Annotated in this window: 12 protein-coding genes; 8 read left to right on the top strand and 4 right to left on the bottom strand. The window is 59.1% G+C overall.

What is annotated here, in order from left to right:
- Positions 1 to 73 precede the first annotated feature (73 nt).
- Positions 74 to 562: a GFA family protein gene (locus ACMXYI_RS20260; RefSeq protein ID WP_415768765.1), complete on the top strand. Its 489-nt coding sequence runs from the start codon at positions 74 to 76 to the stop codon at positions 560 to 562.
- Here the strand turns inward: ACMXYI_RS20260 and ACMXYI_RS20255 are convergent.
- Positions 559 to 1,167, bottom strand: coding sequence for a tRNA-(ms[2]io[6]A)-hydroxylase (locus ACMXYI_RS20255; RefSeq protein WP_415768764.1), 609 nt, complete (start codon positions 1,165 to 1,167; stop codon positions 559 to 561). The genes ACMXYI_RS20260 and ACMXYI_RS20255 overlap by 4 nt on opposite strands.
- A gap of 160 nt (positions 1,168 to 1,327) precedes the next feature.
- Here ACMXYI_RS20255 and ACMXYI_RS20250 point away from each other — a divergent pair, with 160 nt between their 5' ends.
- Positions 1,328 to 2,191, top strand: coding sequence for a universal stress protein (locus tag ACMXYI_RS20250; protein ID WP_415768763.1), 864 nt, complete (start codon positions 1,328 to 1,330; stop codon positions 2,189 to 2,191).
- Positions 2,192 to 2,287: 96 nt separating this feature from the next.
- On the opposite strand, the gene ACMXYI_RS20245 is transcribed toward ACMXYI_RS20250, so the two are convergent.
- A complete protein-coding gene (locus ACMXYI_RS20245) occupies positions 2,288 to 2,758 on the bottom strand; it encodes a DUF1289 domain-containing protein (protein WP_033054572.1) in 471 nt (156 codons plus the stop codon).
- Between the two features lie 674 nt (positions 2,759 to 3,432).
- Here ACMXYI_RS20245 and acnB point away from each other — a divergent pair.
- Positions 3,433 to 6,042 carry a bifunctional aconitate hydratase 2/2-methylisocitrate dehydratase gene (gene acnB, locus ACMXYI_RS20240; RefSeq protein ID WP_415773936.1) on the top strand — a complete coding sequence of 870 codons (2,610 nt, stop codon included), beginning with the start codon at positions 3,433 to 3,435 and terminating at the stop codon, positions 6,040 to 6,042.
- Between the two features lie 51 nt (positions 6,043 to 6,093).
- Here acnB and ACMXYI_RS20235 read toward each other — a convergent pair whose 3' ends face one another.
- Together ACMXYI_RS20235 and ACMXYI_RS20230 are read right to left on the bottom strand one after the other, a co-directional pair.
- Positions 6,094 to 7,770, bottom strand: a complete 1,677-nt coding sequence (locus ACMXYI_RS20235) for a SulP family inorganic anion transporter (RefSeq protein ID WP_415768762.1) — start codon at positions 7,768 to 7,770, stop codon at positions 6,094 to 6,096.
- 218 nt (positions 7,771 to 7,988) lie between these two features.
- On the bottom strand, positions 7,989 to 9,269 hold the full coding sequence (locus ACMXYI_RS20230; protein ID WP_415768761.1) for a serine/threonine transporter: 1,281 nt from the start codon (positions 9,267 to 9,269) through the stop codon (positions 7,989 to 7,991).
- Positions 9,270 to 9,538: 269 nt separating this feature from the next.
- Between ACMXYI_RS20230 and ACMXYI_RS20225 the strand changes: the two genes are divergently transcribed.
- The 5 genes from ACMXYI_RS20225 to ACMXYI_RS20205 all read left to right on the top strand — a co-directional run bounded on the left by ACMXYI_RS20225 (position 9,539) and on the right by ACMXYI_RS20205 (position 13,596).
- Positions 9,539 to 9,922, top strand: a complete 384-nt coding sequence (locus ACMXYI_RS20225; RefSeq protein WP_008149859.1) for a tautomerase family protein — start codon at positions 9,539 to 9,541, stop codon at positions 9,920 to 9,922.
- Between the two features lie 30 nt (positions 9,923 to 9,952).
- Positions 9,953 to 10,570: a TetR/AcrR family transcriptional regulator gene (locus ACMXYI_RS20220; RefSeq protein ID WP_415768760.1), complete on the top strand. Its 618-nt coding sequence runs from the start codon at positions 9,953 to 9,955 to the stop codon at positions 10,568 to 10,570.
- Between the two features lie 188 nt (positions 10,571 to 10,758).
- Positions 10,759 to 11,277 (top strand): cysteine hydrolase family protein, encoded by a 519-nt coding sequence (locus tag ACMXYI_RS20215; protein WP_415768759.1) that lies wholly within the window; start codon positions 10,759 to 10,761, stop codon positions 11,275 to 11,277.
- Between the two features lie 147 nt (positions 11,278 to 11,424).
- Positions 11,425 to 12,384, top strand: a complete 960-nt coding sequence (locus ACMXYI_RS20210) for a 2-hydroxyacid dehydrogenase (protein WP_415768758.1) — start codon at positions 11,425 to 11,427, stop codon at positions 12,382 to 12,384.
- A 144-nt stretch (positions 12,385 to 12,528) separates the two neighbouring features.
- The gene (locus ACMXYI_RS20205; protein ID WP_415768757.1) at positions 12,529 to 13,596 is read left to right on the top strand and encodes a phosphotransferase family protein; all 1,068 of its coding nucleotides are present in this window, start codon (positions 12,529 to 12,531) and stop codon (positions 13,594 to 13,596) included.
- Positions 13,597 to 13,603 lie beyond the last annotated feature (7 nt).

Here is a 13,603-nt window from a genome sequence, read left to right as displayed (position 1 = left end):
GGGCGTCCAGCGGGACCGTTTATTTGTTGGTCTAGGCTGTCATGGATCGGTTCAAGCCCTGTCGGAGGTTCCCATGCAGCTCGAAGGCTCCTGCCATTGCGGCGCGGTGTCGTTCAGTTTGACCAGCGCCCACCCCTACCCGTACCAGCGCTGCTATTGCTCAATCTGCCGCAAGACCCAGGGCGGTGGCGGTTATGCGATCAACCTGGGTGGCGATGCCGGCAGCCTGAAGGTGCGCGGTCGCAAGTACATTGCGATTTATCACGCACGACTCAAGGACGAAGGCGATAAACGCGCCCACAGCAGCACCGCCGAGCGGCATTTCTGTTCTCTGTGTGGCTCGGGCTTGTGGCTGTTCAACCCCGAATGGCCGGAGCTGATTCACCCGTTTGCCTCTGCCATCGACACCCCGCTGCCGGTGCCACCGGAGCACACGCACTTGATGCTCGGTTCCAAGGCGCCGTGGGTGGAAGTCGAGGCGCATCCTGGGGATCAGCAGTTCGACGTCTATCCCGAAGAATCCATCGCCGAGTGGCATGAGCGCTTGGGTTTGAGCCGCTAAGCCCGTGCTGGCACACCGCTGTGGAAACGAAACTCCACATCCGGCGACTCGATCAGCTCCTGCTCGGCAGCGCGGACTTTTTCGATCACTTGGGCGATGTCCTTGGCGTCACCGTACTGGTAGGCCAGTTTCAGGTAACCCTGGAAATGTCGGGCCTCGCTCTTCAGCAGGCCGAAGTAGAACTTGCCCAGTTCTTCGTCCAGATGCGGCACCAGCGCCTCAAAACGCTCGCAGCTGCGGGCTTCGATAAAGGCGCCGACCACCAGGGTGTCCACCAGTTTGACCGGCTCGTGACTGCGCACCACTTTGCGCAGGCCTGAGGCGTAGCGTCCGGCGGACAGCTGACGCAGCTCGATCTTGCGCTTTTTCATCAGGCGCATGACCTGTTCGTGGTGCACCAACTCTTCCCGGGCGAGACGCGACATCAGGTTGATCAGATCGACGTGGGAGTGATACTTGGCAATCAGGCTCAACGCGGTACTGGCGGCCTTGAATTCGCAGTTCTTGTGATCGATCAGCAGGGTGTCCTGATCGGCCAGCGCGGCCTGAACCCAGCCATCGGGGGTGCGGCAGCCGAGGAACTCGTGAATTTCGGGAAGGATCATGGGGCTCACGGATAAGAGGTTCAAAATCGAAGGGCGCCGATTATACCGGCCTGCCGGCAGACCACCAGTCGCGACCGTTGATATACATCAAGTCCCGAATGGCCAACCAGCAACTATAGTTGTCCAACGCAGTATTTTTTACTTCATGGAGATCCCGATCATGCAAGCCATTCGCAGCATTCTGGTGGTCCTCGAACCTGAGCACTCGGAAAGCCTGGCGCTCAAACGGGCCAAACTGATTGCCGGCGTGACCCAGGCTCATCTGCATCTGCTGGTCTGCGACCGCAAGCATGACCACAGCGGCATGTTGGGCGTGCTCAAGGCCGCGCTGATCGAGGACGGCTACAGCGTCACCACCGAGCAGGCGTGGAACGAAAGCCTGCACGAAACCATCGTCGATGTGCAGCAGGCTGAAGGCTGCGGACTGGTGGTCAAGCAGCATTACCCCGACAGTCCGCTGAAAAAAGCCCTGCTGACCCCGGCGGACTGGAAGCTGCTGCGTTACTGCCCGACGCCGGTGCTGCTGGTCAAAACCTCGAAACCCTGGACTGGCGGCGTCATTCTGGCGGCGATCGACGTCGGTAGTACCGATGGTGAACACCGCACCTTGCACTCTTGCATTGTCGATCACGGTTACGACATTGCCAGCCTGGCCAAGGCCCATTTGCACGTGGTCAGTGCCCATCCGTCGCCGATGCTGTCGGCAGCCGACCCGACGTTGCAACTCAGCGAAACCATCGAGGCGCGCTATCGCGAACAGTGCAAGGCGTTTCAGGCCGAGTTCGATATCGATGACGAGCACCTGCATATCGAGGAAGGCCCGGCGGATGTGTTGATTCCGTTCATGGTCCACAAGCTGCAAGCGGCGGTGACGGTCATCGGTACCGTGGCTCGATCGGGGTTGTCAGGAGCGCTGATCGGAAATACGGCGGAGGTCGTGTTGGATGCGGTGGAGAGCGATGTGCTGGTGCTGAAGCCGGATACGATCATGGACCATCTGGAAGAGGTCGTGACCCAGCATTAGAGAAGATCAAAAGATCGCAGGCTTCGCCAGCTCCTACTTGGTATTGAGTTCAACCTGTAGGAGCTGGCGAAGCCTGCGATCTTTTGACTTTAAAAGTCAGCCGCCGAAGGCATCCCGGAGAAAGCCCGGTGCAATGTAGCGCTGGTAATGCGCTTCAGACAGTAAAAAGAACTCCCGATCAATGGCATCCCGCAGTTCCGGCAGGTTCCAGTCGCGAAACTCCGGCATCAGCACCATCCCGTAGGCTTCCAGGTTGTTGATGACCCGCGCGCCCCGGGCGATCAACTGATAGGCCCAGCAATATTCCGACTGATGCGGCACAAAGCGGATCTTGCGCTGTTCCAGCTGCAATCGAAGGCGCTGTGGATCGAAAACCTCCAGCTTGCTGGCCATTACCTGGGACAGCAGCAGCTCAAGACGCAGCCACACCGCGCGTTTTTCCTCCTCGTTGTAACCATTCCAGTTGATCACTTCATGGTGGAAACGCTTGCAGCCACGGCACACCAAATCACCGTAAACAGTGGAGCAGAGGCCGACGCAGGGGGTCTTGATGGTCTGATTGGGCATAGGTTGGCAGAGCACGGGAAAGCAGAACAGGTCGGCATGTTAGCCCTTTGTCTAACATTCATCACCCCTCAATCTTGAGGGCCTCAGGGTCTATTGGACTTTGGTGGCGGCCGCGACGGTTGCCCGCTTGGTGCAGGGCAAGGCGCGAGGAACGCAGTTTGGTTGTTCCAAATAAGTTCCGAGCAACGCAGCCCTGCACCAAGCGGGCCCCGTCCCTTCGGGTTGCGTGCCAACGTGCGCGAGGCTGCGTTGCGGGATTTGCCAAGGGAACAACCATTGGCGGCATCCCGCGCCTTGCCTCGCACACGTTGGCCCAGCAACGCGGCTCGCCACCAAAGTCCAATAGACCCTGACTTACCTTTAATTTTTTTTTGCCGTAGAATCAGCCAGCCTTTTAAGGCGCCAATGTCCGTTAGAAGCTGTTTTCAAAGCGTCACGAGCACAGTCGTTCCTTCAGAGCGGTGTTGGCGACGGGTTTTTCCAGCGGGGAAAAGCCCAACGCCAACCCTCATCAGCTCCCGTTCTGCAGGCGTAAAACTTTGAAAGCAGCTTCTGTAAGGAATTGTCGGTAATTCTGGCTAAGTGGCCCACAACGCCACGCAGCGCATGAGTACGGCAATTTCGGGATGAGCGTCCCGGACACCCAGATGGGACCACTGATGAGGGTAATAACTGTGCTTGAAGCCTACCGCAAACATATCGAAGAGCGTGCAGCACTGGGTATCGTTCCCCAGCCACTAAACGCCGAACAAACTGCAGGCCTGGTCGAGCTGCTGAAGAATCCCCCGGCTGGCGAAGAAGCTTTCCTCGTTGACCTGATCACCAATCGCATTCCGCCAGGTGTGGACGAAGCAGCCTATGTAAAGGCCGGCTTCCTGTCTGCCCTCGCCAAAGGCGAAGCAAAATCCCCTCTGATCGACAAGAAACGCGCTGTTGAACTGCTCGGCACCATGCAGGGCGGCTACAACATCGTGACTCTGGTCAATCTGCTGGACGACGCCGAACTGGCGCCAGTCGCTGCCGAAGAACTCAAGCACACCCTGCTGATGTTCGACGCTTTCCACGACGTCGCTGAAAAAGCCAAGAACGGCAACGTTCACGCCAAAGGCGTGCTGCAATCCTGGGCTGACGGCGAGTGGTTCAAAAACCGCCCTGTGCTGGCCGACAAGATCAGCCTGCGCGTGTTCAAGGTTACCGGCGAAACCAACACCGACGACCTGTCCCCTGCTCCTGATGCCTGGTCCCGCCCGGACATCCCGCTGCACGCCCTCGCCATGCTGAAAATGGCCCGTGAAGGCATCGTGCCTGACGCCCAGGGCGTCACCGGTCCGATGAAGCAGATCGAAGAAATGCGCAACGCCGGCTTCCCGATCGCCTACGTTGGCGACGTGGTCGGCACCGGTTCGTCGCGTAAATCGGCGACCAACTCGGTACTGTGGTTCTTCGGCGACGACGTTCCTTACGTGCCGAACAAGCGTGCCGGTGGTTTCTGCTTCGGCAGCAAAATCGCTCCGATCTTCTACAACACCATGGAAGATGCTGGCGCACTGCCAATCGAATTCGACGTCACCAACATGCACATGGGCGACGTGATCGACCTGTACCCGCATGCTGGCAAAGTCTGCAAACACGGCACTGACGAAGTCCTGACCACCTTCGAAATGAAGACCCCGGTGCTGTTGGACGAAGTTCGTGCTGGCGGCCGTATCCCGCTGATCATCGGCCGCGGCCTGACCGACAAGGCCCGTGCCGAATTGGGCCTGGGCCCTACCGACCTGTTCAAACTGCCTGAAGCACCTGTCGACACCGGCAAGGGCTTCACCCTGGCGCAGAAAATGGTCGGCAAGGCTTGTGGCCTGCCAGAAGGCAAAGGCGTTCGTCCAGGTACTTACTGCGAACCGAAAATGACCACCGTCGGCTCTCAGGACACCACCGGTCCGATGACCCGTGACGAACTGAAAGACCTGGCGTGCCTGGGCTTCTCGACCGATCTGGTGATGCAGTCCTTCTGCCACACCGCGGCTTACCCTAAGCCGATCGACGTGACCACCCACCACACCCTGCCAGACTTCATCATGACCCGCGGCGGCGTTTCCCTGCGTCCGGGCGACGGCATCATCCACAGCTGGCTGAACCGTATGCTGCTGCCGGACACCGTCGGTACCGGTGGTGACTCCCACACCCGTTTCCCGATGGGCATTTCGTTCCCGGCCGGTTCCGGTCTTGTAGCGTTTGCCGCAGCCACTGGCGTTATGCCGCTGGACATGCCGGAATCGATCCTGGTGCGTTTCAAAGGCAAAATGCAACCAGGCGTCACCCTGCGTGACCTGGTTCACGCCATTCCTTACTTCGCGATTCAGGCTGGCCTGCTGACCGTCGAGAAGAAAGGCAAGAAGAACGCCTTCTCCGGCCGCATCCTGGAAATCGAAGGCCTGGACAACCTGAGCATCGAGCAAGCTTTCGAGCTGTCCGACGCCTCGGCCGAACGTTCGGCTGCCGGTTGCACCATCAAGCTGTCGAAAGAGTCGATCACCGAGTACCTGAGCTCCAACGTCACCCTGCTGCGCTGGATGATCGGCGAAGGCTACGGCGATGCGCGTACCCTGGAACGTCGTGCTCAAGCGATGGAAGCCTGGATCGCCAACCCTGAGTTGATGGTTGCCGATGCTGACGCCGAATACGCTGAAATCATCGAAATCGACCTGGCTGACATCAAAGAGCCTGTGCTCTGCGCGCCAAACGATCCGGACGACGCCCGTCTGCTGTCCAGCGTTGCTGGCGAGAAGATCGACGAAGTGTTCATCGGTTCGTGCATGACCAACATCGGTCACTTCCGCGCTGCCGGCAAGTTGCTGGAACAGGTCAAAGGTCAGCTTCCAACCCGTCTGTGGCTGTCGCCGCCGACCAAAATGGACGCTCACCAGCTGACTGAAGAAGGCTACTACGGCATCTACGGCAAGGCCGGCGCTCGTATGGAAATGCCGGGTTGCTCGCTGTGCATGGGTAACCAGGCACGTGTAGAGCCGAACTCGACTGTTGTGTCGACTTCGACCCGTAACTTCCCGAACCGTCTGGGTGACGGCGCGAACGTCTACCTGGCTTCGGCCGAGCTGGCGTCTGTTGCTTCCATCCTGGGTCGCTTGCCGACCGTCGAGGAGTACATGGAATACGCTGGCAAGATCGACAGCATGGCGGCCGATGTTTACCGCTACCTGTCCTTCGACCAGATCGCCGAGTTCCGTGAAGCTGCTGCGAACGCCAACATCCCGGTCGTTCAAGCCTAACGCTGCAACGCAATAAAAAACGCCGCCCATCGTGAGATGAGCGGCGTTTTTTTATGCCTGCGAAAGGTGCCCGTTCGCCTGAAGCGCTTGTTGCACAGCGCCGTCGACGCTCAAACCGCTAAGACTCACCTGCTCCAGCTCCTGCGCCGGTAACTGCGCGAGAACCGCTTTGGCCTCGTGTTTGAGCCGCGCCAGAATCAGCAGCTTGTCCTCGGCTCGCACTTGCATAAAGAACGTTTCCAGCGCCTCGATACTCGTGCCATCCAGGTTGGGAGACTCCTCCAGACTGAGAATGATCGTATGAATCGGTGGCGATGCATGCCGGGCCAGGCGCAATGCACCGCCCAGAATGCGCTCAACGTTTGCAAAAAACAGCGCCTCGCTCGGCCTGACGATCAACACTCCGGGGATCTCGATAGCTTGGGGATGGCGTTGCACGTCAACAAATTCATGGCCACCGCCCATTTGGCCCAGCACCTGAATATCCGCCGATGACATCTGTTTCAACATCAGCACCACGCTGATCACCACCGCCACCAACAAGCCGTCCAACACACCCAGCACCAGCACTGCCGCCACCGCGCAAATCACCAGCAGACGATCGCGACGCCAGACGAAATACCGGCCCAATGGCTGCAGGCTCAAGCCACGTGCCAATGCATGAATGACGATGGCCGCCAATACCGGCTCGGGGGTCAGGGCAATCCAGGGCAACACCGTCAACACAATGAGCAACACCACCCCCGCTGCTACCGCGCCCGCCAGACGCGATCCGGCACCCGCCGCCTCATTGGCCGACGTGGCAGAGTAACCGGCGCCCGCCGGCATGCCATGAAACAGGCCCGACAGCAAATTGGCCGCACCAAGTGCCAGCAGATCGCGGTTCGAGGACACACGGTCGCCGTGCTTGAGCGCAAACGAGGTAATCGATCCGTAAGACTCGGCGTACAGAATCATCACCATGGCAAACGCCAATTCTCCCAGGCGCAGCCAGTCGGTAAACGGCAGCACAGGAAGGCTTGGCACCTCCAGGCTCAAGTCGATCACGCCAATCAGTTTCACCCCATAAGCGGGCAAGTTCAGCCATTGACCGGCCGCGATGCCAAGCGCCACCACCAGTAAACCTCCCGGTAAACGCCTGACCCGCGTGCACAGCCAGAGCACCAGCAAGGACACGACTGCCACGAGCGCGCCGACCCGGTTCCACTGCGGCAACTGCTCAAGCAGTTGCGGCAGGAAACGGATCAGGTTGCCATTGTTCAAGTGCACGTCAACGATGCTCGCTACTTGCTTGAGGATGATCGTCACTGCCAGACCGAAGGCAAAGCCTCGCAGCACCGGTTTGGCAATAAAAGACGTCACGCTGCCGAGTTTGAACAACCCGGCCAGCAGGAAAAACCCACCCGTCACCAGCACCAGACCGATCGCCAGGGTCATGCGCAGGCCCGAGTCACCATTGGCCAAAGTGGCTGTGGCGGCGGCCAGTACCGCCGCCGAAGACGACGTAGCAGAAACGATGGCAAAACGGCTGGTGCCGAACAGCCCGTAACACAGTAGACCGGCAAATAACGCAATCACGCCCGCCTGTGGCGGCAACGCGGCAATGCTTGAATAGGCGACCGCCTCGGGTAACAACAAACCGGCAATCGACAGCCCGGCCAATACGTCCAGCCAACGGTTTGGCCTATCGGCTTGGGGTTGCGCCGATGCGCCGTGGGCACGAGCCATGAAGCGTCTCCAGAGAAAAATAGACTGGCCGGGAAAAGTCCTCGGCAACGCTCTATGACGCGTTTATGAAGCCTCAAGCTTAATCGCTAAGCGCACGGAATGTCGGCTCTGGGTCAGGTGCTGAGCAATTTCAACGCAATAAAAAAACGCCGCCCATCGTGAGATGAGCGGCGTTTTTTATGCCTGATCGTTCCGCGTGGGAACGATCAGAGTGGTGTTCAGGCAGTCAACGAGTAGATCAACGCCGAAATTGCCACCAGGCCCACCGCCGTCACGAAGACGTTGGAAGCCTGACCGCGATAACGCGCCATGGCCGGAACCTTGCGGATCGCGTACATCGGCATCAGGAACAGGATCGCAGCGATGATCGGGCCACCAAGGGTTTCGATCATCCCGAGAATGCTCGGGTTCAGCGTGGCAACGATCCAGCAGACCACCAGCATGAAGGCGGCAGTCATGCGATCCAGGGTCTTGGGTGCCGGGCGCTTGCCGCTCTTCACGATCAGACCTTTAAGACCTTCGCTGGCGCCGATGTAGTGACCCAGGAACGACTTGGAAATGGCCACAAACGCAATCAACGGCGCCGCGAAGGCGATGGTCGGGTTGCTGAAGTGATTGGCCAGGTACGACAGGATCGACAGGTTCTGCGCCTTGGCTTCGGCCAATTGCGCTGGCGACAGGGTCAGCACGCAACTGAACACGAAGAACAGCACCATCACTACCATCAAGGCGTGAGCGCGGGACAGGATCTGCGAGCTGCGCTCTTCGGCGTGATCGCCATAACGACGTTTCTGGTCCACCGCGAACGCCGAGATGATCGGCGAATGGTTGAACGAGAACACCATCACCGGAATCGCCAGCCACAGCGTGTGCAGCAGTGCCGACGGTTCTGGCAGCGTCGACGCGGTGGCGAGAATGCCGCCGTTCCAGTGGGGAATCAGGAACACGGCGAGGAACAGCAGCGCAACAATGAACGGATAAACCATCAGGCTCATGGCTTTGACGATCGCCTGTTCGCCGCAACGTACCACCGCCAACAGGCCGAGGATCAGCACGAGCGACAGCACGGCGCGCGGTGGCGGCATGATGTGCAGTTGATGCTCGAGGAAACTGCCCACGGTGTTGGTCAGGGCCACGCTGTAGATCAGCAGGATCGGGAAGATCGCGAAGAAGTACAGCAAAGTGATCAGAGCGCCAGCCTTGATCCCGAAGTGCTCTTCCACGACTTCAGTGATGTCCGCGCCTTCGCGTCCGGACAACACAAAGCGGGTCAGGCCACGGTGTGCGTAAAACGTCATGGGGAACGCCAACACCGCCAGGACCAACAACGGCCAGAAGCCGCCCAGACCCGCGTTGATCGGCAAAAACAGCGTGCCAGCCCCAATGGCTGTGCCAAACAGGCCCAGCATCCAGGTGGTGTCATGGCGATTCCAGCTCTCAAGCGTCGCTGGTGTCGCCGATACATAGCGTTCGTCGACGCTATTGGCCCGATCATTCATCCGGTGGGATCTCCGCATTCCGGTCAGTTGCTACCCGGTCAGGACGAGTCGGAAAAATCCGACAGGCAGCGCCCTGGCCGAAACAGGGGCGCGATTGTCCGGGATTAATGAGCAGAAGCAAAGACTTAGCTGAGGAGTGGTTGGGCGGATCAGATCCTCTGGCACTCTTTATTGAATAGATGTTTTAAAAAATCTATTCAATAAAGGATTGCCGTCATGTAATTTCGATCCCGACTGCTGACCGGTAACCCTAATTTCGGAGCCCTCTCATGCCACTCGTTCGCGTCGACATCAAAAAGCATCAAGACCCGACTTACGCCAAACGTGTCGGGCAATTGATCTACGCCGCCATGCACAGCGCCATTGGCGTGCCGGAGAACGATAACTTCCAGATTCTTGCCGAGCACGATGAACAGCATTTCATCTTTGATCCCGGCTACCTGGGCATCAATCGCACCGACAATCTGGTGGTGATTCAGATCACCCTGAGCGAAGGCCGCACCATCGAGCAGAAAAAACTCCTCTACAAAACCATTGCCGAGAGCCTTAACGCGGAACTGGCGGTGCGCCTGGAAGATGTGTTCATCAATCTGGTGGAAGTAAAGAAAGAGAACTGGTCGTTTGGCAATGGCATAGCCCAGTACGCCAGCTGATTTCTACTTTTATAAACCTGTGAGCCACCAATGCCCCGAGTCTCCCGCAAACAAGCCGAACTCAACCGCGAGATCATCGTCGAGGCCGCCACGCGTCTGTTTCGCGAACGCGGCCTGCACGGGATCAGTGTCGTCGACGTGATGGGCGCGGCCGGCCTCACCCATGGCGGGTTCTATGGTCACTTCGAATCCAGGGAAGCGCTGGCGCAAGAGGCGTGCAGCCGGGCGTTCACCCAATCCATGGAACGCTGGAAGCAGAAAATAGAGGGTAACGATGACAGCCTCTCGGCCCGCGAGAGCATCATTGCGCCCTACCTGTCCGCGGCCAATCGCGACAATCCGGGCGAAAGCTGCCCGGTGACCGCGTTTGCCAGCGACATGTGCCATGAAACCGCTGAAAGCGGATTGCACCAGACCTACACCCAAGGGCTGGAGGCATTGCTGCAGATGCTGGCACCGCTGATGGGCGCAGATCAGCCCGAAACCAATCGGCAAAAAGCGTTGGTGGACTATTCGCTGATGGTCGGCGCCCTGACCCTGGCCCGCGCAACCCGGGGTGACGCCTTGTCCGATGAAATTCTCGACGCAGCCCGGACATTTCTCACCTCGGACACGGCTATTGACACACCCGCGACGCCGACAGCATGATCGGCCTCATGAATATTCCTGCGCTGAACCTCACCCGCACCACCACGACCGCTAACGGCGGGTCGTGCGGTGGCTGGCTGAGATAAACACAGCGCAGTGAACCCAAGGCCCCGCCAGCAATGGACGGGGCCTTGTTGTTTCTCCCGTCCGTTCGGCACTTTTCGTACGACACCCAAGGAGAAACACCCATGTCATCTGCGCTGTTGATCATCGATATGCAGGTCGGTCTGTTCCACGGCCCGGAAAAACCCTACGACAGTGAACGGGTACTGGCGAACATCCAGCAACTCATTCGTCAGGCCAGGGAGCGCAACCTGCCGATCTTCGCGGTGCGCCATACCGGCCCTCAAGGTTCGCCCATCGAAGTCGGTAGCCCCTTCTGGCAGTTGCTGCCCGCCCTGGATCTGAATGCCAGCACCGACATACTGTTCGACAAAACCCGACCCAATGCCTTTTACGCCACCGCGCTGGCAGAGCAACTGCGAGCTAGCGGCATCAATGAAGTGTTCATCGCCGGCATGAAAACCCAATATTGCATCGACAGCACCTGCCGGGCTGCGGCCGAGTTGGGGTTCAAACCCATACTCGTGGCCGATGCGCATACCTGCATGGACACACCTGCGCTGCCGGCCCGGTCGATCATCGAACACCATAACGCGACGTTGAACGGTGCCTTCGCAAAGGTGTTGAACACCGTGGATATGTAAGCGCTACTGAACGCTCCTACACTGAGGTCGAAGGCCACAAGCCTGCTATCTTTGATAAATGCCAAACCGTTGCGGAATCAGCAATTTGAAGCAACGTTTTGAAGCAACTTTCGAGCCCCGACTTTCCGATGCGCACAGGAGCCCAGCATGCCCGCAACCGTTCTGGTACTGGTTGAAACCATCAATGATTACCTGCCGATTCTCGAACATCAGGGTTTTCACCTGATTCTGGCGCCCACGCCTGCCGAGCGCGCCGATGCCATCACACGGCATGGTGCGCAGATCGATGCGGTGCTGACCCGCGGCCCATTGGGCCTGTATGCCGACGAAATCGCCGCCCTGCCCAATCTCAAGATCATCTGCGTGATCGGCGCCGGCTACGAACACGTCGACCTGCAAGCCGCCGCCAACCGGGCCATAACGGTCACCAATGGCGCCGGAGTCAATGCCTCTTCAGTCGCCGACCATGCCATGGCGATGCTGCTGTCGCTGGTACGTGACATTCCCCGTTGCGACGCCGCCGTGCGCCGCGGTGAGTGGCCGAAGATCATGCGCCCTTCCCTGGCGGGCAAGCACTTGGGCATCCTGGGGCTCGGTGCAGTCGGGATGGCCATCGCCAAACGCGCCGCCCACGGCTTCGACATGACGGTCAGTTACCACAACCGCCAGCATCGCAGCGATGTGCCGTACAGCTTCCGCTCGACGCCCACCGAGTTGGCACGGGAATCAGACTTTTTGGTCGTCGCCACCCCCGGCGGCCTGGGCACCAAACACCTGATCAACAAACAAGTTCTCGACGCCTTGGGGCCCCAGGGGTTCATCGTCAACATCGCCCGAGCCAGTGTGATCGTCACCGCAGACCTGATCAGCGCGCTTGAGCAGCGCAGGATTGCCGGCGCTGCGCTGGATGTCTTCGACACAGAACCCCAAGTACCCAATGCCTTCAAGGCGTTGGCCAATGTGATCCTCACCCCGCATGTCGCCGGTCTGTCCCCGGAAGCCACTCAAGGCACCGTGGAGCTGGTCGGTCGCAATCTGGTGGCGTTCTTCACCGGCAATCCGGTATTGACCCCGATTGCCCTGCCATCGACGACGAGCATGATCTGACCGCCATTCAAACAGGTGTATCAAAAACAATGATTGCCCGGCAACACGCTCACCTATAAGGGCGTTTCGTGGTTGTGGGTGTCGGGTGTGCGCATTAGATTAGCCAATAGTCTCAGGCCTCCAGAATAAGCAGAAGGGATAAGCATGGCGCTTACTGACCAGTCCACCCGTATCCGCACCGGCGAAGAACTCGATGCCAGCCTGATCGATCCGTACCTCAAGGCCCACATTCCGGGCCTGAGTGGTTTGCCGCAGATCAGCCAGTTTCCGGGCGGTGCGTCGAACCTCACCTATTTGCTGGAATACCCCGAACAGGAGTTCGTCCTGCGTCGCCCGCCCTTTGGCCACAAGGCCAAGTCCGCCCACGACATGGGCCGCGAATTTCGTATCCTCAATCAGCTTCGTGATGGTTTTCCGTACTGCCCCAAAGCCTACGTGCACTGCACTGACGAATCAGTGATCGGCGCCGAGTTCTATGTGATGGAACGGGTCAAGGGGATCATCCTGCGCTCCGAACTGCCACCGGAACTGGGTCTGGATTCGGCGAAAACCGAAACGCTGTGCAAGAGCTTCATCGACAAATTCGTTGAACTGCACCGGGTCGACTACAACGCCTATGGCTTGGGCGACCTCGGCAAACCCGAAGGTTATGTCGTGCGGCAGATCAAAGGCTGGAGCGATCGCTACGAGAAAGCCCTGACCCCGGACGCGCCGAAGTGGGAAGCGGTCAAAGCCTGGCTCAACGACAAGATGCCGGCCGATCACCCGACCTCCAGCATCGTCCACAACGACTACCGCTTCGACAACGTGATCCTCGACCCGAACAACCCGATGGATATCATCGGCGTGCTCGACTGGGAACTGACCACCCTCGGCGACCCGCTGATGGACCTGGGCAACACCCTCGCCTACTGGATCGAAGCCGACGACCCGGCGCCGGTGCAACTGATGCGCCGCCAACCGAGCCACGCCCCGGGCATGCTGACCCGCCGCGAGTTCGTCGATTACTACGCCGAGCGCTCAGGCATCCAGATCGACAACTTCGACTTCTACTACACCTACGGCCTGTTCCGCCTGGCCGGCATCGTGCAGCAGATTTACTACCGCTTCTTCCATGGTCAGACCCAGGACAAACGCTTCGCGCAGTTCATTCACATGAACAAACTGCTGGAGCAGATGAGCCTGCAAGTCATTTCGAAATCCAGCCTCTGATCAAGCC

The organism is Pseudomonas lyxosi, assembly GCF_047758685.1.
In the GTDB taxonomy this organism is placed as follows: Bacteria; Pseudomonadota; Gammaproteobacteria; order Pseudomonadales; family Pseudomonadaceae; genus Aquipseudomonas; species Aquipseudomonas lyxosi.
This window is presented reverse-complemented; position numbering and strand designations above follow the sequence as displayed.

Coding starts and splice junctions, on each gene's coding strand:
- ACMXYI_RS20225 (WP_008149859.1), top strand. CDS start 9,539: ATGCCACTCGTTCGCGTCGACATCAAAAAGCATCAAGACCCGACTTAC.
- ACMXYI_RS20235 (WP_415768762.1), bottom strand. CDS start 7,770: ATGGCTCGTGCCCACGGCGCATCGGCGCAACCCCAAGCCGATAGGCCA.
- ACMXYI_RS20230 (WP_415768761.1), bottom strand. CDS start 9,269: ATGAATGATCGGGCCAATAGCGTCGACGAACGCTATGTATCGGCGACA.
- ACMXYI_RS20215 (WP_415768759.1), top strand. CDS start 10,759: ATGTCATCTGCGCTGTTGATCATCGATATGCAGGTCGGTCTGTTCCAC.
- ACMXYI_RS20220 (WP_415768760.1), top strand. CDS start 9,953: ATGCCCCGAGTCTCCCGCAAACAAGCCGAACTCAACCGCGAGATCATC.
- ACMXYI_RS20250 (WP_415768763.1), top strand. CDS start 1,328: ATGCAAGCCATTCGCAGCATTCTGGTGGTCCTCGAACCTGAGCACTCG.
- ACMXYI_RS20245 (WP_033054572.1), bottom strand. CDS start 2,758: ATGCCCAATCAGACCATCAAGACCCCCTGCGTCGGCCTCTGCTCCACT.
- ACMXYI_RS20210 (WP_415768758.1), top strand. CDS start 11,425: ATGCCCGCAACCGTTCTGGTACTGGTTGAAACCATCAATGATTACCTG.
- ACMXYI_RS20255 (WP_415768764.1), bottom strand. CDS start 1,167: ATGATCCTTCCCGAAATTCACGAGTTCCTCGGCTGCCGCACCCCCGAT.
- ACMXYI_RS20260 (WP_415768765.1), top strand. CDS start 74: ATGCAGCTCGAAGGCTCCTGCCATTGCGGCGCGGTGTCGTTCAGTTTG.
- ACMXYI_RS20205 (WP_415768757.1), top strand. CDS start 12,529: ATGGCGCTTACTGACCAGTCCACCCGTATCCGCACCGGCGAAGAACTC.